The sequence below is a fragment of the Thermophilibacter sp. ZX-H3 genome (genome assembly GCF_052599055.1).
In genome coordinates this window covers 14,004-33,440 of sequence record NZ_JBQXES010000002.1, presented here as the reverse complement: position 1 = coordinate 33,440, position 19,437 = coordinate 14,004, and the positions used below count along the sequence as shown (strand labels likewise).

Annotated in this window: 21 protein-coding genes; 4 read left to right on the top strand and 17 right to left on the bottom strand. The window is 67.1% G+C overall.

Annotation, left to right across the window (positions count from 1 at the left end):
- Positions 1-60 precede the first annotated feature (60 nt).
- The 11 genes from ACULPM_RS01015 to ACULPM_RS00965 form a co-directional block, all read right to left on the bottom strand.
- Positions 61-843 carry a MurR/RpiR family transcriptional regulator gene (locus ACULPM_RS01015; RefSeq protein WP_445330697.1) on the bottom strand — a complete coding sequence of 261 codons (783 nt, stop codon included), beginning with the start codon at positions 841-843 and terminating at the stop codon, positions 61-63.
- A gap of 39 nt (positions 844-882) precedes the next feature.
- Positions 883-1,983, bottom strand: a complete 1,101-nt coding sequence (locus ACULPM_RS01010; RefSeq protein WP_445330696.1) for an ATP-binding protein — start codon at positions 1,981-1,983, stop codon at positions 883-885.
- Between the two features lie 138 nt (positions 1,984-2,121).
- Positions 2,122-2,910: a sulfite exporter TauE/SafE family protein gene (locus tag ACULPM_RS01005; RefSeq protein WP_445330695.1), complete on the bottom strand. Its 789-nt coding sequence runs from the start codon at positions 2,908-2,910 to the stop codon at positions 2,122-2,124.
- Between the two features lie 42 nt (positions 2,911-2,952).
- The gene (locus ACULPM_RS01000; RefSeq protein WP_445330694.1) at positions 2,953-3,591 is read right to left on the bottom strand and encodes a hypothetical protein; all 639 of its coding nucleotides are present in this window, start codon (positions 3,589-3,591) and stop codon (positions 2,953-2,955) included.
- Between the two features lie 30 nt (positions 3,592-3,621).
- A complete protein-coding gene (locus ACULPM_RS00995) occupies positions 3,622-5,109 on the bottom strand; it encodes an arylsulfatase (RefSeq protein WP_445330693.1) in 1,488 nt (495 codons plus the stop codon).
- A gap of 52 nt (positions 5,110-5,161) precedes the next feature.
- Positions 5,162-6,283 carry a radical SAM protein gene (locus ACULPM_RS00990; RefSeq protein ID WP_445330692.1) on the bottom strand — a complete coding sequence of 374 codons (1,122 nt, stop codon included), beginning with the start codon at positions 6,281-6,283 and terminating at the stop codon, positions 5,162-5,164.
- 64 nt (positions 6,284-6,347) lie between these two features.
- A complete protein-coding gene (locus ACULPM_RS00985; protein ID WP_445330691.1) occupies positions 6,348-7,847 on the bottom strand; it encodes a sulfatase-like hydrolase/transferase in 1,500 nt (499 codons plus the stop codon).
- 70 nt (positions 7,848-7,917) lie between these two features.
- On the bottom strand, positions 7,918-8,751 hold the full coding sequence (locus ACULPM_RS00980) for a PTS system mannose/fructose/sorbose family transporter subunit IID (protein ID WP_167930408.1): 834 nt from the start codon (positions 8,749-8,751) through the stop codon (positions 7,918-7,920).
- Entirely contained in the window at positions 8,751-9,560 is an 810-nt protein-coding gene (locus tag ACULPM_RS00975; RefSeq protein WP_445330690.1) for a PTS mannose/fructose/sorbose/N-acetylgalactosamine transporter subunit IIC, read from the bottom strand. The genes ACULPM_RS00980 and ACULPM_RS00975 overlap by 1 nt, the downstream gene beginning before the upstream one ends.
- Positions 9,561-9,629: 69 nt before the next feature.
- Positions 9,630-10,118 carry a PTS system mannose/fructose/N-acetylgalactosamine-transporter subunit IIB gene (locus ACULPM_RS00970; protein ID WP_445330689.1) on the bottom strand — a complete coding sequence of 163 codons (489 nt, stop codon included), beginning with the start codon at positions 10,116-10,118 and terminating at the stop codon, positions 9,630-9,632.
- Positions 10,119-10,265: 147 nt separating this feature from the next.
- On the bottom strand, positions 10,266-10,706 hold the full coding sequence (locus tag ACULPM_RS00965) for a PTS sugar transporter subunit IIA (protein ID WP_167930405.1): 441 nt from the start codon (positions 10,704-10,706) through the stop codon (positions 10,266-10,268).
- A gap of 304 nt (positions 10,707-11,010) precedes the next feature.
- Here ACULPM_RS00965 and ACULPM_RS00960 point away from each other — a divergent pair, with 304 nt between their 5' ends.
- From ACULPM_RS00960 to lacB, 3 genes are all read left to right on the top strand, one after another.
- Complete coding sequence (locus tag ACULPM_RS00960) at positions 11,011-11,775, top strand: DeoR/GlpR family DNA-binding transcription regulator (RefSeq protein ID WP_445330688.1); 765 nt, start codon at positions 11,011-11,013, stop codon at positions 11,773-11,775.
- Positions 11,776-12,335: 560 nt separating this feature from the next.
- A complete protein-coding gene (gene lacA, locus ACULPM_RS00955) occupies positions 12,336-12,764 on the top strand; it encodes a galactose-6-phosphate isomerase subunit LacA (RefSeq protein ID WP_167930403.1) in 429 nt (142 codons plus the stop codon).
- Positions 12,765-12,800: 36 nt separating this feature from the next.
- A complete protein-coding gene (gene lacB, locus ACULPM_RS00950) occupies positions 12,801-13,322 on the top strand; it encodes a galactose-6-phosphate isomerase subunit LacB (protein ID WP_167930402.1) in 522 nt (173 codons plus the stop codon).
- 144 nt (positions 13,323-13,466) lie between these two features.
- On the opposite strand, the gene ACULPM_RS00945 is transcribed toward lacB, so the two are convergent.
- A complete protein-coding gene (locus ACULPM_RS00945) occupies positions 13,467-13,940 on the bottom strand; it encodes a PTS sugar transporter subunit IIB (RefSeq protein WP_445330687.1) in 474 nt (157 codons plus the stop codon).
- Between the two features lie 106 nt (positions 13,941-14,046).
- On the opposite strand from ACULPM_RS00945, the gene ACULPM_RS00940 reads away from it, so the two are divergent.
- On the top strand, positions 14,047-14,982 hold the full coding sequence (locus ACULPM_RS00940) for a 1-phosphofructokinase family hexose kinase (protein WP_167930400.1): 936 nt from the start codon (positions 14,047-14,049) through the stop codon (positions 14,980-14,982).
- A gap of 134 nt (positions 14,983-15,116) precedes the next feature.
- Here the strand turns inward: ACULPM_RS00940 and ACULPM_RS00935 are convergent, their stop codons facing one another.
- From ACULPM_RS00935 to ACULPM_RS00915, 5 genes are all read right to left on the bottom strand, one after another.
- Positions 15,117-15,989: a sensor histidine kinase gene (locus ACULPM_RS00935; RefSeq protein ID WP_445330686.1), complete on the bottom strand. Its 873-nt coding sequence runs from the start codon at positions 15,987-15,989 to the stop codon at positions 15,117-15,119.
- A 1-nt stretch (position 15,990) separates the two neighbouring features.
- Positions 15,991-16,752 carry a hypothetical protein gene (locus ACULPM_RS00930; RefSeq protein ID WP_445330685.1) on the bottom strand — a complete coding sequence of 254 codons (762 nt, stop codon included), beginning with the start codon at positions 16,750-16,752 and terminating at the stop codon, positions 15,991-15,993.
- A gap of 19 nt (positions 16,753-16,771) precedes the next feature.
- The gene (locus ACULPM_RS00925; RefSeq protein WP_445330684.1) at positions 16,772-17,536 is read right to left on the bottom strand and encodes a hypothetical protein; all 765 of its coding nucleotides are present in this window, start codon (positions 17,534-17,536) and stop codon (positions 16,772-16,774) included.
- A gap of 5 nt (positions 17,537-17,541) precedes the next feature.
- Positions 17,542-18,516 (bottom strand): ABC transporter ATP-binding protein, encoded by a 975-nt coding sequence (locus tag ACULPM_RS00920; RefSeq protein WP_445330683.1) that lies wholly within the window; start codon positions 18,514-18,516, stop codon positions 17,542-17,544.
- Between the two features lie 172 nt (positions 18,517-18,688).
- Positions 18,689-19,411 carry a response regulator transcription factor gene (locus ACULPM_RS00915; protein ID WP_445332281.1) on the bottom strand — a complete coding sequence of 241 codons (723 nt, stop codon included), beginning with the start codon at positions 19,409-19,411 and terminating at the stop codon, positions 18,689-18,691.
- Positions 19,412-19,437 lie beyond the last annotated feature (26 nt).

The window sequence follows — 19,437 nt, the reverse complement described above, 5'->3', positions numbered from 1 at the left end:
CCACTCCGTAAGCGGCATAACAATATCGATTACGTTATGCCCAATCGCGTGAGAACCCTATCAGCGCTCCTCATCGACGAGGTTGGCAATCTCGTTCAGCAGGCTCTCCACATACATGAACACGACAATCTGATCCTCGAGGAAGCCCCCTGCATAGTCGTTGCTAATCCAAGGGAGGACGACGGACTCTGTCGCGTGACGGATAAGCCCAATCTTGGGGTTCATGGTGATGAGAAGAACGTCGCACCCCCGCTCGACGAGTGACGACATAAGCGAGCCGTACGACTTGCTACCGCGCCCGTTCATGGACATGACGATGCAGAGGTCCCCGGGTCCCAGGATGGTGGAGATGTCATCCATGACCTGCTCGTCGGAGGTGGTCTGGTTGAAGATGCCGATGCGGAACAGGCGCAGCGAGAGCTGCTTCACGCTCTCGTAGGTTCGGTTGGCGCCCCAGATGCTGATGCGCCGCGCACCGAGGATGAGACGGGCAAAGCGCGCGAGCTGCTCGTGGTCGAGGCCGTCAACCGTCTTTCTGAGATAGGCGGCATAGGCCTCGGCGAGGTTGGAGGCGGCGGAAAGCGCGTCGCGCTCGTCGGTGTCGGCCCCGTGCGAGAGACGCTGGCGGTTCATGCAGAAGCGGAACTCCGCGTAGCCACTGTACCCGATGCGCTGACACATGCGCATGATTCCGGTCGAGGTGAGGCCCGCCTCCCTGGCGACGGCAGCGATGGTCTTGTTGACGACAGAGGAGGGGTGGTCAATGAAGTAGCGCGCCGCAGCCTCCTCTGCCGGAGTAAAGCTCCCGAGGTGTGCCCTCATGCGCTCAATCGGTCCGTCCACCATGTTCTTCTCGCCCCCCCAATCGTCCCGCTCGACCGGCTATTCCTCCATGAGGAACTCACGCAGGAGCGGCATGTCAAACCTGACGTAGCCACGCCTCTCCTGTGCGATGACCCCCTGCTCGAGCAGACGTGCCCTGTACACTCGCGCATAGCTCGGAGTCTTTCCCATCCTGCGAGCAATGTCAGACATGCTGCTCGCCTCCCCACCGTCGGGAAGCATTGCCTCAAGAAACGCGAGGTCACCGTCTGACAACTCCTGGCAGGTCTTCCTGATGACCCCGGAGATGAAGTCGTCGTGGGCGAGCCGTGCCCCGTTGCGCGCGTCCGCGAGGCTGACCTCGCTCCTCTCTCCTGCCGCCATCCACGCTCGGTACCCAACGAGCTGCATCATGTACGCGAAGCCATCCGTCGCCGCCACCACCTCGTCAAGGGCGGCCGCCTCGATGGTCTTGCCCGCGTCCTCGATCGTCTCCCTGAAAGCGTCTCGAACGTCGTGGTCATCAATTCGCCCAAGGCGATGGTGCGCCGCACGGCGCAGGAACGAAGCCGACTTGTCAGAGAGGAGCGCGGACACGCTGCCGGGAAGCCCCGCCATGAAGAGGGCGACCCGCCGGTCCTCGCGGACGAAATGCTGATAGACGGCAGAGAAGTCAATGAGCTCATCAAGCGAGGAGTCAATCTCATCGATCGTCACCAGAAGGCCAATCCCCCGATCGTCGAGCTTGTCCAGAAGCTTGTTCATCCTCGTGCGCCAGTTGCCCGATGAGGGGTCGCGATATTCCCAGGTCACACCAAACAGCGCGGGAACGCTCACCGAAGTGACCCTGGCCTTCGGCCGCTCCCTCACATACCTGTCCGCCGCCTCGATGGCACGCTCGATAACGTCTTCAAGCATGCCGGGCCGTGCCGTCACGTTGGCAGCGACCCACCCATATTCAGTGGACCGCGCCGAAAGGTATGAGAGCAGCGCGGTCTTGCCAACTCCCCGGGGCCCAGAGAAGAGGCTGCAGAGGTTCGGGTCCCCGTTTCCCTCAGAGCCCAGGGCATATTCAATCTCCTGGATGAGCGTGCCGCGACCTGCAAGGACCGCCGGGACTTTCCCGAACGTCGGGGTAAATGGATTGGCCTGCCTGACCACGGGGACTCCTTTCTCTTGCCTCATAGGATACCCGTTCAGCAGGCCCGTTTATTTCTTTTGCTCTTTTTTATTTCTTTTGCTCTTTTTTATTTCTTTTGCTCTTCAGAGAAAGTGCAGGTCAGATATGTCTTGTCCGGCCTACGCCAGCGCGAACTTCCAGATGTTGTACGCGTTGATGAGGATGATCAGCACCATGAGGCCCATGAAGAGCTTGTCCACGGTCTTGTCGTCGATCTTGGCGTTGACCTTGCGGCCCACGATGCCGCCCAAGATGCCGCAGACCACCATCGCCGCCAGCAGCACGAGGTCCACGCCCACGTAGCCCCCGGTGACGATGGAGCTCGCGGTACTCGTGGCCTGGGAGAACAGGATTATGTAGAGCGAGCTCGAGGCGGCGCGCTTGGTCGCCATGGTGAAGAAGTAGAAGAGCACCACCAGGTTGATGGGGCCGCCTCCGATGCCGAGGAACGAGGAGCACACGCCCAGGACGAAGCCGATCGCGAGGCACGCCGCGGCGGACGTCACCTGAAGGGTGGGGATCTTCTCCTTGTAGATGGTGTAGACGAGCGTCCCCAGCGTAATCACCAGCAGCGCCCCCGCCTGCACGGCGCCAGCCGTGTTGGGGTCGGGGAAGAGCCCCGCCACGAGGGAGAAGAGCTCCTTGCCCGCGAGGCCGCCCACCGCGGCGCCGATGGCGAGCGGCGTGTCGGTCTTGGGGTCGATCGTGGAGGTCCCGGAGAGCTTTGCCTTGAGGACGGAGTAGAGCGTCATCGAGAGCACCGTGCAGCCCGAGAGGAAGTTGATCGTGGCGACGTCCGCCACGCCCGTGGCGTCGAGCACCGGCTTGATGATGATGCCGCCGCCGATGCCGCAGATGGCGCCGACGGTGCATGCGAAGAAGCTGACGAGAAGAACGAGCACCTGCATGGAAGCCCTCCTTAGGACGGGAATGCGAACGACGGGAGCCGCCTAGCCCCTTCCCCCGTCGTCCGCGCCCGCATCGGGGCCGACCGCGGCCTCGAAGACGTCTCTGACCTGCTCGAGATACTCGTTCGCCCGCTTGACGTCACCCTTGTTCTCGTACTGGACGGAGAGCAGGTAGAGCAGCGTGGTGCGCTCCGCCCCCGTGGCGTCCTTGAGCTCCGCCTCCATCTGGTCGACGTAGGCAGAGCTCTTCTCGGCGAAGATCGCGTAGGTGCGCTCGCACCCGGCGAGCTGCTCGGGCGAGGCCTTCTCGCGCAGCTCCTCGAGCAGCTCGCCCGCGCGCTCGTAGTCCTCCTGCTCGACGAAGAAGTTGAAGGCGCGCAGGAGCAGCACGAGTCGCTGCTTGTCGCTCGAGTTCAGCTCGAGCATCTCGTCGATGGTGCGCCGCGAGGCATCCGTGTCCGCGAGGCACATCTGCGCGTTGAGGCGCATGTAGAGCTGGTTGTAGCGCGGGTAGACGATCTTCGCGACGGGTCCGTCGAGAACCCGCAGGCAGCCCTCGAAGTCGCCCTTCTCGAAGAGCTTCTCGTACCTCGAGAAGATGAGGCGCTTCTGGACCTCGGTGTAGACGAGCGAGATGACGCAGAGCGCCACCACGATGATTCCTATCAGCCTGAGGTCCATGCGCCTCTCCTCCCGACGCCGTCAGGCGTCCTAGCCTCTCTCCAATACGGTCCTGGGCGTCCTGCCCACGACGAGCCCGTCGTTCTCGACGTAGCCCTCCTCGCGACCGCGCAGCTCGTCTATGAGTATGGCACGGAGCTCCGCGACGCGCTCGGCATGGGCCGGGTCACGGGCGAGGTCGTGCTCCTCGCGCGGGTCGGCGTCGAGGTCGAAGTAGCGCTCCACGCCCGTCTGGGTGAACCAGACGTACTTGTCGTGCCTGGTCAAGATCCACTGGTTGGACTGCTCGTGGCTTCCGGAGTGCTCGCCGTGGAGGTACGCGCGCTCGAGGCTCTTCTCGCCCGTGATCTCGCCTCTGAGCGAGGAGCCCTCGACGGTCTCGGGCACCTCGGCGCCCACGAGGTCGAGCAGGGTGGGCATGACGTCCATGAGCTCCACCACCGCGTCCGAGCGCCGGGGCGCCGGCCGTCCGCCGGGCAGCACCTTGGAGCCCACGCGCACGATGAAGGGGATGCGCGCGCTCCCCTCGTAGGGAAGCACCTTGCGGAACGAGCTGTGGTCGAAGAGCATCTCGCCGTGGTCCGCCGTGAAGAGCACCACGGTGTTCTCGTAGGTCTCGTCGTTCTCGAGCGCCGTGATGAGCCGGCCGATCTGGTGGTCGAGGTGCGTGATGCAGCCGTAGTAGCCCGCCATGGCCTCGTGGCGCAGCGTGGCGTCACGGCAGCCGTGCACGCTGTCGATGACCATGCCGTCGCGCTCGGTGGCCTCGGCGTCCTCCCAGTCACCGTGCGCCGGCTCGCGCAGCTCGCGGTCGAGGTACGGCTGGTAGTAGGCCGCGGGGGCGTCGAAGGGCGGGTGCGGGCGAACGAAGCTCGCCATGAGGAAGAACGGGCGGGTGCGGTCACGCGTCTCGAGGAAGCGGATGGACTCGTCGACGACCCAGTTGGTGGGGTGGAGGCGCTCCTCGTAGACCCACGGACGCGAGATCCAGGAGTTGTTCTCCACGCCCGTGCCGTTGACATCCGCCTCGGGACCCAGCTCGGAGCGGAGGAAGCGCAGGTAGTCGTCAGAGACGTCCTGGTGCATCCAGTGCGGGAGGTTGGCCTTGCGGTAGTGGCCGATGTAGCCGTCGTGCAGGCGCAGGTGCTGGAAGCCGCAGGCCAGGCGCGGCGGGTGCACGTGCATCTTGCCCACCATCGCCGTCTGGTACCCGGCGGCAGAGAACTCCTCCGGCATCATGTGCTCGTAGCGCCAGGGGATGCCGTCCTGGTAGCCCACGCGGCCGTTGGTCGCGGGCGTGGTGCCCGTGAGCAGCGACGCGCGCGCCGGGATGCAGCTCGGGCACGCGGCGTGCGCGTTCTCGAAGTAGGTGCCCTGCGCGGCGAGCGTGTCCAGATAGGGCGTCTTCACGTCGGGGTGGCCGTCAAAGCCGAGGCAGTCCCCCCTGAACTGGTCGCACATGATCAGGACGACGTTGGGACGGCGGCTCTCGAGGCCGTCGTCAGAAATGCTTGCCATCAGTCCTCCCTGTCCGTGGATTGGGGGCAGCTCCCCGATTTGCAGAAACGTTCTATGTGAATTGGGGACCGTCCCCCATTCGCTGGCGCACGAGCGCGTGGGCCGTCTCGGCGAGGGGCTCGTACGCGTGCTCGAGGAACTCCCGGTAGCCGCAATACGTCTCGTCGTAGTACGAGGCGTTGAGGCGCTTGCAGTTGCGGTGGCAGATGCCCTCGAACGGGCAGTCGGCGCAGGCCGCGCACTCCCGGCGCGGCTCGGACAGAAACCCGCGCATGACCTCGCAGGAGGCCATCTCCTCGAGCGAGTCCTCCCGGATGTTGCCGCAGCGGTACTCGTCGAGGGCGTAGAAGTCGCAGGGATAGACGTCGCCGTTGCTCTCCACGACGAACTGCGGGGCGCAGCGGCCGAGCATCCCGCAGGCCTGGGGCCACTGGCCGAGCGAGAGCTGCATCACGTTGTCGAAGAGCCCCACCGAGAAGGCGCGCCCGGCGCGCGCCTCGCGCAGCCACAGGTCGAAGAACGTGCGATAGAACGAGAAGAACGCGCGTGGGGTGAGGGCGTACTCCTCCCCCTCCCCGTCGAAGCCCGCCAGGCACGGGATGAGCTGCACGTAGTCGATTTTCTCGCGCTGGTAGAACTTGAACACCCGCTGCGGGTGCCGGGCGAGCTGCGCCGAGAGCACCGTGAGGACGTTGAACTCGACGCCCGCCTCGCGAAGCATCCGGATGGACTCCATGACACGCGCGTGCGTCGGCTCGAGGCGGATGTCGCCACGGAGGCTGTCATGGAGCTCGCGATAGGCGTCGACGGAGACGCCCACGAGAAAGCCGTGCTCCCGGAAGAAGGCCGCCCACTCGGGCGTGAGGGAGTGGCCGTTGGTCTGAAGCGCGTAGCTCACGGTCTGGTTGGTGCGGCGCGCGTCCACGTAGGCCGTGAACGCGCGGAAGAAGTCGAGCCCCGCGAGCGTGGGCTCGCCGCCCTGGAAGGCGAAGGTCACCTGTGCGTCGGGACCGAGCCCGAGGGCACGGTCCACGAGCGCACGCACGGTCTCCTCAGACATGAGCTCCCTCACCGCGTGCGCGCGATGGTCCGCGACGTCACGGTAGAAGCAGTACGAGCAGCGCATGTCGCACGCGCTCGACGCCGGCTTTATGAGGAAGCTGATGTACTTCACGTCTCTCCCCGTCCCGTCCGCGGATTGGAAAACCCGACAAAACACCCTGTCACCTTTGTCGGGTTTACGCAAGGCCGAGGCGGGCGAACTGCTCCACGGGGGCGCCGTGCTCCTTGAGGCCGCGCCTGAGCAGCCCGATCATGCGCTCCTCCGCGGCGGCGTCCTCCCCCACGAGGTTGTGGGTCTGGCCGTAGTCGTCCTCCAGGTCGAAGAGCATCGAGTCGTGGACCTCCTCGAGGCAGTCCTCGCGCTGGTCGATGTTGGCGGGCTTGCGGCATGGGAACTTGTAGACGGGATAGTCCGTCCACGAGAGGAAGCGGCCCATCTCGATCTGGTCCACGCAGTCGGTGCCCATCTTCTTGCGGATGGTGTGCGGGATCGCCGCGTACTCGTAGCAGGGCTGGTTGCCCGGCACGGGCGCGCGGAAGTAGGTGTGGCGGCCGTCGGTCACGTTGACCGTCATGGCGTGGACGCCGTAGAGGGCGTACTCGCGGGTCGGCGCCGCTGCGTCAGTGGCGAGCGGCATGAGCGAGGTCCCCATGACGGTCTCGGGCACGGGGCAGCCGTGCGCCTCGAGCACGGTGGGCATGATGTCGATGGCCTGGGTGAGCTGGTGCGCCCGCTCGCCCGCGCGCTCCCCGTGGGGGAACTTCACGATCAGCGGCAGGTGGGCCATCTCGTTGTACATGTGCATGTAGTTCTTGCCCAGGTAGTCGCGGCTCCCGAGGAAGTAGCCGTGGTCCGTGGTCACGATGACGGTCGTTCCCTCGTACATGCCCTTCTCCTTGAGCTTGTCGACGAGGGTTCCGAACCAGTGGTCGGTCATCGTGACGAGCGCCTTGTAGCGGCGCTGCACGTAGTCGACGGCGCTCTCGGGGATGTCGGTGTCGGAGACGCGCTTGTAGGGCGGGATCTCAAAGTAGTCGCGGTCAAGCCCCTCGGAGCCGCCGTACTCGTCCATGTAGCGGTCGGGCACGTCGAAGGGCTCGTGCGGGTCGAAGGCCTCGACCATGAGGAAGAAGTCGTCCTTCCCCTCGTTCTGGTCGATGAACTCGCACGCGGAGCGGAAGGTCCTCGGGGAGGGCATGTCCTCCTCGCTGGGCCACCTGAGGCGGTTCTTCTGGTACTGCTCGCGAACGCGGCCGTAGAAGGTCTCGGGCATGTTGTCCGGCTCGTCGATGCGGCTCACCCACGGGTCGCCCTCCTGGCCGCGGAAGAACTCGAAGGTGTTGAAGAGCTGCAGGTAGCCCTCGCCGCCGGTGCGCGCGTAGTGGCAGTGGTCCGTGGAGATGTGCGTGCGGACGCCGCCGGCGCGCAGGCAGTCCACGAGCGTCACGTCGAAGGGCTCGATCGGGCCCCAGGGACGCTCGAGGAAGTTGTAGCGCCCGCACATGATGTCGCGCCTGGCCGGCATGCAGGGCGCCGAGCCGATCCAGTGGTTGTCGAAGGTGACCGCCTCGCTCGAGAAGGCGTCGAGGTTCGGGGTTCGCGCGCTGCCTCCGGGGTTGTAGCACCCGAGCGCGTCCCGGCGCAGCGTATCCATCAGGACGAGTACGGTTCTCATAAGTCCTCCGAAAATTGATACGAGGCGCCCCGCCCAGAGGGGTGGGCGGGGCGCCGAGAAAGGGCACTTCCTACGAGAAGATCTTCGGGAAGCCGGGGATGTAGTAGTTGAGGGCGAAGAGCACCAGGCACACGGCGATGATGCCGAGGATGATCTGGGCGGAGTTCTTGCCCTGCCCCTTCTTCAGGAGTCGGTAGCAGATGAAGGTCACGATGATCGGCAGCAGGCACGGCAGGACGGAGTCGAGCTGGGTCTGGAGCACGAGCGGGTCGCCCTCGCCGAAGGAGAACTCGATGGCGGTCTTGAGCTTGACCGTCGTGGCGATGAGGCCGCCGGTGACCATGACGCCGAGCACGTTGGCGGCGTCGCCGAGGCGGTCGAAGACCTCGACGCCGAACTTGTCGACGAGCGCCATGCCGGACTCATAGCCCTTGTGCAGGCCGAAGTACTTGAGCGGCCAGTACAGGAGGTTGATGAGCAGGAACATCACGAGCGGGCCGATGAGGCTGCCGTTGTCGACGCACAGGGAGGCGCCGATGGAGCCCGCGATCGGGAACCACGTGAGGTTGAGCAGCGAGTCGCCGATGCCGGCGAAGGGGCCCATGAGCGAGGTCTTGATCGCGGTGACGGTGTCCTTGTGGTCCTCGTCGGTGTTCTCCTCCACCGCCGTGGCGATGCCGAGGATGAACGGGATCGCGATGGGGTGCGTGTTGAAGTACTCGAGGTAGCGCTGCATCGCCTTGACGCGCAGCTCCTTGGGGGCGTCCTTGTAGAGCTCCTCGAGGACTGGGGAGACGCAGTAGGTGAGCGAGAGGGACTGCATGCGCTCGTAGTTGTGGGCGAACTGGCAGCCCTGGGTCCTCAGGAGAACCCGGTTGAGCGTCTTCTTGGAAATCTTACCCATTAGAGATCATACTCCTCGTCCTCGTCGCTGGCAGGGGCGTCGACGGCTGCGGTGGCCTGGGACTTCTTGGTTCCCTCGACGACGAAGTCATAGAAGCCCGCGGCAGCGGCGGCCACGAGGGCGATGCCGATCGTCGGGACCTTGAGGAAGGCCGCGAGCACGAAGCCGCAGATGAGGAAGATCCACATGTTCTTCTTCATCATCATGGTGAGCAGCATCGCGAGGCCGACGGCGGGCATCATGCCGCCCGCGGTCGAGAAGGCGGAGAGGACCCAGGGCACCTGGTTCTGCAGGAAGCTCATGATGCTCTCGACCACGACCGAGCCGATGCCCGTGGCGATGAACACCGGGATGGCACGGGTCAGGAAGAAGCAGACGGCGCCGGCCCAGAAGTACTTGTTGACGGACTTGAACTCGCCGCTCTCGGCCGCCTTGTCGGCGCCGTGCAGGAACGTGATGTTGGTGGTCATCACGAGGATGTTGAGCTGCTGGACGAGCGTGGCGGTGGGGATGCCGATGGCAACGGCCAGGGCGATGGCGCTCGCGGTGTCGCCGCCGGACATGATGCCGAGGGCGGCGCCCACGATCGTGCCGGAGATGACGTCGGGCGGCACGTAGGCGCCGATGTTGTTGACGCCGAGCCACATGAGCTCCATCGTGGCGCCGATCATGATGGCCGTGGGCATGTCACCAAGGATGATGCCGACGCCCACCGAGGCGAGCAGCGGCTTTCTGAATCCGAGGTGCGGGCCAAACTGGTCCCAGGTACAAAGACCCGCCCAGATGGCAAGCAGCAGTGCTTGGATCATTTCTCCTCCTTCTGACGACAGTCGTCGCTTGTGCTGACGGCGCGCCCTCTCCGCGCCGACGTTGCCTGGTTACGCCTCCGCGTGCGCGCCGGAGAGCAGCTCGGAGACGGAGACCTTGGGGTCGCGCGTGGTGGGCTGCATCCAGCACTCGACGCCCATGGCAATGAGCTTCTCGAACGCCTCGCGCTCCTCGGGGGTCACGGACATGTTCTTGTGCAGGCGCGTGCGCTGGTCGTTGTAGCGCATGCCGGAGACGTTGAGGTAGTCGAACGGCAGGCCGTTCTCGTGCATCTTGAGGGCGTCGACGGGGTTGGTGAACAGGACCATCGTCACCTTCTTGAGGGTGGTCTTCTTGAGGACGTCGATGAACTTTTCGACGCCGAAGACCGAGACCTTGACCTTGGGGACGGCGAGGCCGGCGACGGACTTCTGAACCGGGTCGTTGGCGACCTTGTCGTCGACGATGATCACGGACTCGATGCCGTTGTCCGGAATCCAGGTGGACGCCAGCTGGCCGTGGATGAGGCGGTCGTCGATGTCAACGAGCTTGAGTGCCATGTTCTTCTCCCTTTCTCTGGGCCTTACGTGCCGTGCTTGGAGCCCGCGGGCGGTCCCATCCCCGCTCGCGGGCGGCTGACCCTGGAGGTCGTGCCAAACAAACCTGACGCCAGTGGCGCGCCAAACAAACCTGACGCCAATGGCGCGCTAGAGGTCGAGGTCGTCCTCGTCCGAGCTCTCCTGGGCCATCTCGACCTTGATCTCGGCGAGGGTCTGGGCGTGGGCCGCCTCGATGAGCTCGCGGATCTCGTCGGCGCTGGAGGCCTGGTCGCGGGAGAGCAGGAGCTCGATAAGGACGGGCAGGCTGAGGCCGGTGAAGGCGACCATGTCCATGCCCTTGAGGATGCTGCGCGAGATGACGTTGAACGGGGTGCCGCCGTGGATGTCGCAGATGGTGACGATGAGATCGCACTCGGACTTGAGCTCCGCGTACGCCTGGGCGAACTCCGCCTCGAACGTCTCGGCCGACTTGTCGGCCGTCAGCGCGAGCGCGCGCACGTCCTGCTGGGGACCGGCAACCATCTCGACGCTTCCGAGTGCCGCCCTCGCAAACTCTCCGTGGCTCGCAACGATGACGCCTACCCTCATGGTGATTCCTCTCCCTTGGCGCAGCCGCATCAGCCGCTATTTTTCATAACAGAACAGAATTGGATTCAATTTGTTCGTTTCTGTTCGGAGCAATACTAGCCAATTGTTCGGAAAATGTGTGCGCGAGTTACTGTTTCTCTGAAAGAATGGGGGCCGGCGGTAGAGAAATGTCGGTGACCGTTGCCATGACGTGTGGCTTGGTAAGAAACGTTGCAAGTTATCAAGAGTTGTCACCCTACCCCGAGGATGTGCGATTCGACGGGTATAGTGTTCATTGAACAGCCGATGCGGAGGACGGTGAACCATGCTCAAGGCCGAGCGACAGGACCGAATCGTTGAGATGTGTCGCGTGCGCGGCACCGTCTCGGTGCACGAGATAGCCACCACGCTCGGCGTCTCGGACATGACCGTTCGGCGCGACCTCGAGGAGCTCTCCGACGAGGGGCGCATCGAGCGCCTCAGGGGCGGGGCCAAGACGTCCGAGGGCGTGCGCGACCGCGCGCTCATCCGCGAGTCCGCCCATCTCGAGCGCCAGCTCCTCCACATCGAGGAGAAGACCAAGATCGCCAAGATCGCGGCGTCCCTCGTGAGCGAGGGCGACACGATCTTTCTCGGCTCGAGCACCACGGTCGAGCTCGCGGCCCAGTTCCTGCCCGTCATTCCGCTGCGCATCGTGACCAACAGCCTGCCGATCTTCAACCTCTTCGTCGACGGGGACATCCGCGAGATCATCATGCTCGGCGGCACCTATCGCCCGAGGTCGGGCACCTTCATGGGGCCCATCACCGAGAACGCGCTCGACTCGCTCGGCTTCGACAAGGCCTTCATCGGCGTCGACGCCCTGCGCGACGGGCAGCTCTTCACGAGCACGCTCGACGCCGGCCGGCTCTACAGCACCGTCTTCGACCACGCCACGGAGTGCTTCGTCCTCGCCGACAGCAGCAAGATCGGCTCCCGCGGGTTCTACTCCTTCTTCTCGCTCAGGACCGATGACACCGTGATCTGCGATGACGGCGTCGACCCCGAGGAGCTCAAGGACCTCCGCACGCACGCGAGGGTGCTGCTCTAGCGCCACGCTCGGCGAGAAGGACGCGCCTGTCGCGAGACCCCCGCAGAGCCGACGCGCGGGGCCGACGCGACGTTCTTCTCGGCACTTCTGTCGCCAAGCCCCGCACACCAGCTGTGCGGGGCCGACGCGACGTTCTTCTCGGCACTTCCGTCGCAAATCCCCCGCGCACCGGCCGTGCGGGGCCGTTGCGACACTTCTCGTGCCCCGACTGTCGCGAGACCCCCGCAGGACCGCAGTGCGGGGCATAGCCGACGTTCTTCTCGGCGCTTCCGTCGCGAGACCCCCGCATACCGGCTGTGCGGGGGCTTGGCGACGTCCCCCGCTCTGCGTCCGTCGTGAAACCCCCGCACAAGCGCTGTGCGGGGCCGACGCGACGTTCTTCTCGGTACGTCCGTCGCGAAACCCCCGCACACCGGCCGTGCGGGGCCGTTGCGACACTCCCCCGCACCGCACGCCGCGCCCGTATTGTGCCAATTTGTTCGAATCTGTTTGAATTCCTTGAAATCGAGTACACTTCTCGCAGGTTCACCTATGCAGGCCACCCTGGGGAAAGGACAGCTATGAGAATCGTCATCGGATCTGACGCTGAGGGCATGCCGCTCAAGGAGACGGTCAAGGCCTACCTCGTCGAGCTCGGGCACGAGGTCGTTGACAAGAGCGAGGAGCCCGCGGCGGACCTCGTGGACTCCACCCTCGCCGTCGCGCACGACCTCCTCGAGAACCCCGACAGCCTCGGCTTTGCCTTCGATCGCTACGGCGACGGCTCCTACATGGCCGCCTGTAAGGTCAAGGGCATGGTCGCCTGCGAGTGCTCCGACGAGCGCTCCGCCTTCATGACGCGCCAGCACAACAACGCGCGCCTCATCACCATGGGGTCGGCCGTCGTGGGCGATGAGATCGCCCGTGGGATCGTGCGCGAGTTCCTCTCGGAGCCCTACGCCGGCGGACGTCACCAGATCCGTGTGGACATGCTCAACAAGATGGCCTAGCGCCAGCGCCGGAACCCGACACCCAAGGAGGACACCATGATCATCGCGATCGGCTGCGATCACATCGTCACCAACGAGAAGATGGCCATCTCCGACCACCTCAAGGCCTGCGGCCACACCGTCATCGACTGCGGCACCTACGACCACGCGCGCACCCACTACCCCATCTACGGCAAGGCCGTGGGCGAGAAGGTCGCCTCCGGCGAGGCCGATGCCGGCGTCGTCATGTGCGGCACGGGCGTGGGCATCACCAACGCCGTGAACAAGGTCCCGGGCGCCCGCTGCGCGCTCGTCCGCGACATGTCCACCGCCGTGCACGCCCGCGAGTGCCTGAACGCCAACGTCATCGGCTTCGGCGGCAAGATCACCGGCGAGTTCCTCATCGCCGACATCGTCGACGCCTTCCTCGCCGCGAGCTATCAGCCCACGCCCGAGCGTGACGCGCTCGTCGCCAAGATCGACGCCGTCGAGGCGGGCTGCGACGCCGAGGCCCAGGCGGACCCGCACTTCTTCGACGAGTTCATCGAGAAGTGGGACCGCGGCGAGTATCACGACTAGCCCCAGACGCGACTCCGGCCGGTCGGGCGGCACCCGCAGGGGCATGCCGCCCGACCGGCCTCATGGCGGGGCAGGCTGGACAGAGGCACGAAGCGAGAAGAACGGGCATGGCCGAGGGCCCGCGCGATTCTCCCCCGGGACGGGCTAGAGCCAGTCGAGCGACCCCTCGGGCGCGAGGGGCGTGCGTCGCACCACGACCTCAACGCCGCGCTCTCGCAGGGCCCGCAGCGCGACGCAGTCCCCCTCATCCACGGCCACGGCCGGGGCGACCCGCCGCTTTCCTGCGGCCATGTGCAGGTTGCCCACGTTGACCGCCCGCGGCCGCACCCCCGCCTCCACGAGCGCGAGGGCATCCGCGGGAGTCTCGACCACGGCGAGCGTCGGGTCGCCGCCCAAGGACCGGAGCGTGTCGGCCGCCTCGGGCACGGTCCGGAAGAGCACCTCGACCCCCTGGGGGACGGCCATGCGCATCACGCGCTGCCGCATGGGGTTTTCGGCGGCCTCGTCATTGGCCACGACGATGTGGCGCGCGCCGATCGCGCGCACCCACGCGGCAGCCACCTGCCCGTGCACGAGGCGGCTGTCAATGCGCACGAGCGTGCCGTCGGCCCCCGACATTTCTGACCTTTCTCCCGGTGGTACCCCAGTGGTTTCTATCTTACTCGCCCGCAACGGGATAAGATGCACTGAGCGCACACCCCACATTGACTCAGGAGGAGACGCCATGATCTCTACCGTCACGCTCAACAGCTCCATCGACAAGGCCTACCAGCTGGCATGCCCGCTCGTAGACGGCACCGTCATGCGCGTGGAGACGTGCATCGACAACGCCGGCGGCAAGGGCCTGAACGCCGCCCGCGCGGTCGCCACCTGCGGCGAGAAGATCGTGGCGACGGGCTTTGTGGGCGGCAACAACGGCCGGCTCCTCTGCGAGCTCCTGGACGCCGACGGCATCGAGCACGACTTCGTGCACGTGGCCGCCGAGACGCGCTGCTGCATCAACGTCCTGGAGCCTAACGGCCGCTCCACGGAGTTCCTCGAGCCCGGACGCCCCGTGACGGTCGACGAGGTCGCCGCCGTGCGCGCGAAGGTCGGCGAGATCGCGGCGCGCGCCGACGTGGTGACCTTCAACGGCTCCGTGCCCAAGGGCGCGGGAGACGGCATCTACCGCGAGCTCGTGGAGATCGTGCGCGCGGCGGGCAAGCCGGCGATCTTGGACACCTCGGGCGCGCTTCTCGTGGGCAGCCTCCCCGCGCGTCCCACGATGATCAAGCCCAACACGGACGAGATCCAAGCGATTCTGGGCCGCAAGCCGGAGTCCATCGACGAGATCTACGCCGCCGCGCGCGAGGTGCACGAGACCTACGGCATCGAGAAGGTCGTGGTGTCGCTGGGCGGCGACGGCTCCGTGATGGCCTGCTCCGAGGGCGTCTTCCGCGGGCGCGCGCCCAAGATCGACGTGGTGAACCCCGTGGGCTCCGGCGACACGATGGTGGGCGCCTTCGCCGTCGCCATGGCACGCGGCATGGCCGTGGAGGAGCAGCTCGCCTACGCGATGGCCTGCGCGAGCGCCAACTGCCTCACGCCCTCGACCGGCCACTTCGACATGGCCGTGGCCGACGAGCTGCGCGCGGGCACGAGCGTCGAGAAGGTCGCGTAGGCATTCCGGACATACGGGCATCCATCCGAACCGCAATGCCCGCCTGGCGAGAAGAACGTCTCCGCAGGTCGTTCTTCTCGCCGGGCTTTTTTTGTAAGCGGCAGGCATACGCGCTTTCTACGCCACCCTGCCGCCTACGGAGCCCGACGCAGCTCGAGGCGGGCCGAGAAGGACGGCTGCTTGCCGGCGGTGACGCCCACCGTAAGCGTTCCGCCCATCGCCTCCGTGAGCGCGCGGGCGACGGCGAGGCCGAGGCCCGTGCCTCCGGAGTTGCGCGCGGGGTCCCCCTGATAGAAGCGCTCCGTGAGGCGGGCGGCGTCGAGCCGGGAGGCGTCTGCGGGCGCCACGGGGTTCTCTATCGTGAGCCCGACGCCCTCCGCACGAACGCGCGGTGCCCCGCAGCCGTGCACCAGTGCGTTCTCAAGCAGGTTGGCCATCACGCGTGCGAGCGCATCCGGCGCCGCGAGCACCGGCGCGCACTCCCCCACGCGGACGTCGGGCTCCCAGCCGCAAGCGACAAAGGCCTCATAGCGGGCCGCGAGCGCGCCCGTCACCGCAGCGGCGAGGTCGCACGTCTCGAGCTCCGGCTCCCAGGACGGGTCCGCGGCGCGGGCGTACGAGAAGAGGTCGTCCACGAGCACGCGCATGGCCGCGAGGCGCTTCTCGGCACCCTCGAGGTAGCGGGCGGCGCGCTCGGGGTCCTCCGCGCGCCGGGCGAGCTGCAGGTAGCCCTGCGCGCCGGCGAGCGGGGTGCGGATGTCGTGACTGAGCGCAGCGAGCTGCTCGCGGAAGCGCTCGTCGGCGCGGCGGCGCTCGAGGTCGCGCTCGAGGTCCGCGTCCAAGTGGCGGTCCACCGCGCGGGCGAGCGCCACGACCGCCGGGTCGACGGACTCGAGGCGCGCGCGGGGCGCGGGGTTTGCCGCCGCCCCGTCGAGGAGCTCCGCCAGCCGCGCGAGGTCACGATTCCGACGTCCCTGAGCGTGGAAAAGGGACTGTCCCCTTTCCACGTCACACCGTCCTTCTCGCCATTGCGGAGCGTGCCAGCGCGAGGAGCGCGGCCGCCCACACGAGAGGCACCACGAAGGCGCGCAGGGGATCGAGCGGCATGAGCCGAGCGACCATCGCGAACGCCACGTCGGCCTTGAGGCCCTCGAGGGGCAGCACGAAGCCGATGGCCTCAGAGAGCGTCACCCCGAAGGGCGTGGGGGAGCCCTCCGGCACGACGATCAGCACGAGCACGCAGAGCACAAGGAATGCCACGACCACGAGGCCCGTTGCCGCAACGGCGCTCTGGCTCCTCGTGACGAGGCCCGCCACGAAGCCGACCTCCGCGACCGTGAGGTACGTGAGCACGCCGGCGAGCACGCGCTCCGGGGCGCACATCGCCGGAGACGCGGCGATGACGGACGCGCCCGGAACCAGCGCGCCGGCGACTACGTCCAGCACCGCCGCCGCGGCGAGCAGGCCGAGGGCGAGCGCGGCCGCCGCCACGAAGCGCGAGGCCACATAGCCCGCCCGGCCGCGCTCCGTGCAGCACGCCGAGCGCAGGGCCCCGCCACGCTGGTCGAAGGCCGCGACTCCCGCCCCCGCAAAGAGGACGACGAGCAGGAGCGCCTTGTCGCGGAAGATCGAGTCCTGCAGGCCGTAGGTCACCCCCTGCGTCACGCTCCAGGCGGCATACGCCTTGCCGAGCACGACGAGAGCGAGCGCGACCCACGTCCGGTAGTTGCGCACGAGCGCATAGAGTGCGGCGCGAAGCTGGTTTGCCATGGTGGGACCTCCTTTTGGTCTAGAGCGGAGCCCGCGCCATCACGCGGCGCGAGAGCGCCCAGAAGACGACGACGTAGGCGACGGGCAGCACGACGAGGCGGGCGTCGGCCACGAAGGCATCGCCGAGCAGGCCGCTCGGCAGGATGGGAACGATAAGCTGGAACGCCCCGAAGGCGAGCTCCTGGGAAAGCGGGATGAGCACCGCCACCGGCACGAGGAGCAGCACGTTGAGCACCCCCGCGCCCAGGATGACCGCCGCGAAGAACGCCGAGGCAAAGCCGCGGGGGCTTCGGGCGAGCCAGAGGAGGAGCATGCCAAAGACGGCATACGTCCAGCCCACCAGGACGTATGCCACCGCACGAAGCGCCAGCTCGCCCGCGGGCATCCCCTCAAAGGCCACGCTGGGGCCAAGAAGCAGGGGGACGTTCAGCAGCGCGGACCACAGGCCGAGAAGAACCGCGAGCACCAGCGCCAGGATCACCCGGGAGGCCACGTACCCCTCTCGCCCGCGCGCCGTGGACACGGCCGCGCGCAGGCCGCCCGACGAGACGTCATGCGTGACGATGCCCGACATGGCAAGGCAGGTGCCGAAGAGGGCCCCCGTGCGGACGAGGCTGAGGACGGCCCCCTCAAAGATCACGTGCATGTCGGCATCAGGGAAGAGCAGCTCCAGCAGGATGGCCCACACGGCGAGCAACGCCGGCAGCACGAAGGCGCCCTTCACGTAGGCGTCGCGCGAGGCGAGGTAGAACGCGGCACGCAGCTGGTTGGCAAGGGTCGTCATGGCGCTCACCTGCCCTTCCCGATAGACGTGTCGTCGATGAGGCGAACGAGCTCCGCCTCGACGTCGGGCGTGCTGGCGGCAAGCTCCGTCACGGCGATGCCCGCGGCCAGGAGCACCTGCGCCAGCACCGTGCGGTCCGGCTCGCCGCCGCCCGGCGCCGTCACGCGGAGGGCGCCGTCCGGCAGCACGCGCACCGTAAGGCCCGGCAGCTCCTCGGCGAGCACGGCCACCGCGCGCTCCGGGGCATCGACGCGCAGCGTGAGGTAGGTGGCGCAGGCGTCGGCGAGCTCCTCGGAGGTGAGCTGGCGCACGAGTGCGCCGTCGCGCATGATGCCATAGTGCGTGCACATGCGCTCGAGGTCCGCGAGGACGTGCGAGCTCACCACCACGGTGACGCCGCGCTCGCGGCTGAGGCGGACGAGCAGCGCGCGTAGGTCCGCCACGCCCGTGGGGTCGATGCCCGTGAGCGGCTCGTCGAGCAGCAGCACCTCGGGACTGCCGATGAGGGCGAGGGCAACGCCGAGTCGCTGGCGCTGCCCCGTGGAGAGGTCGTCCACGTAGGAGCCGCGCGGCCAGAGCAGGCGGCCGCGCCCGTCGCCGGCGGTGCGCGCGTCGAGGCCCACGAGCTCAAGCACTTCTCGGCACGCCTTCTTTGGGTCGGGCAGGCCGAGCACGAGGGCGCGGTTCATGAGGTTCTCGAAGGCGTCGAGCCGGCCGTAGGCCGCGGGCGTCTCCACGAGCACGCCGAGCCGCGAGTCGGACTCGCAGGGGCGCAGCTGCCGGCCGAGCACGCTCACGGTCCCCGCGTCCTGCCGCATGAGCCCGGAGATGAGCTTGAGCAGGGTGGACTTGCCCGCGCCGTTCTTGCCCACGATGCCAAAGACCGAGCCGGCCGGCACGGCGAGGCTCACGTCGCGCACCGCGCGCACCGTTCCGCGCGAGAAGGACTTGGTGAGGTTGCTCGTCTCTATGGCGTTCATGGTGGCCTCCATCCTCGGGTTATCCAAAGACTACCCGGCAGGCGTGGGAAAACCCTTCAGAGACCTACAAGGCTTTGACAAGAAATCGGCGCCGTGCCGCCGTGCCGCTGGCGTCAGGTTCGTTTGGCACGCGTGCCAAACGAACCTGACGCCAGCGGCACGGCGGCACGCATCACGCCTGGAGCTTGAAGCCGATGCCCCAGACGGTCTGGATGTAGGAGTCGGTGCCGGTTGGGCGCAGCTTGGAGCGCAGGTTGCTCACGTGCGTGGATATGGTGCGCTCCTCCGTCAGGGCCTCCTCGTTGCGCACGATCTCGAAGAGGGCCTGCTTGGTGAAGACGCGGCTGGGCTCGCGCATCATCGCAGCGAGGATGTCAAACTCGGTTCGCGTGAGGCGCAGGGGCTCGCCGTCCACGGCAAACGCCCGCGCGGCGGGGTCGAGCTCCCAGCGACCAAAGCGCAGGGCCGCGACGGCCCGCCCCTCTCGCCCCGCCGCGCGAGCGCGGTCACGAAGCTGCACCTCCACGCGCGCGAGCAGCTCGTCGAGGTCGAAGGGCTTCGTCAGGTAGTCGCTCGCGCCCAGGCGGAGCAGCCCCACGCGGTCCGTCACGGCGGAGCGCGCCGAGGTCACGATCACGGGCGCCCCCACGCCGGCCGCACGCAGGCGGCCGATGAGCTCCTCCCCGGGGACGCCGGGCAGCATGAGGTCCAAGATCACCAGGTCGAAGGGCTCGTTCTTCTCGCCCGCGCGATCTGCCAGCAGGAGCGCCTCCGTTCCGGAGAACGCCGGCACGCACGCGTAGCCCTCGTCCCCGAGGAAGGTGCAGACCACCTCGGAGAGCGCGGCATCGTCCTCCACCACGAGGACGCGGAAGGTGTCGGGTCCCGTCTCCATGGCACGAGTATAGCCCTGGGGGCCGA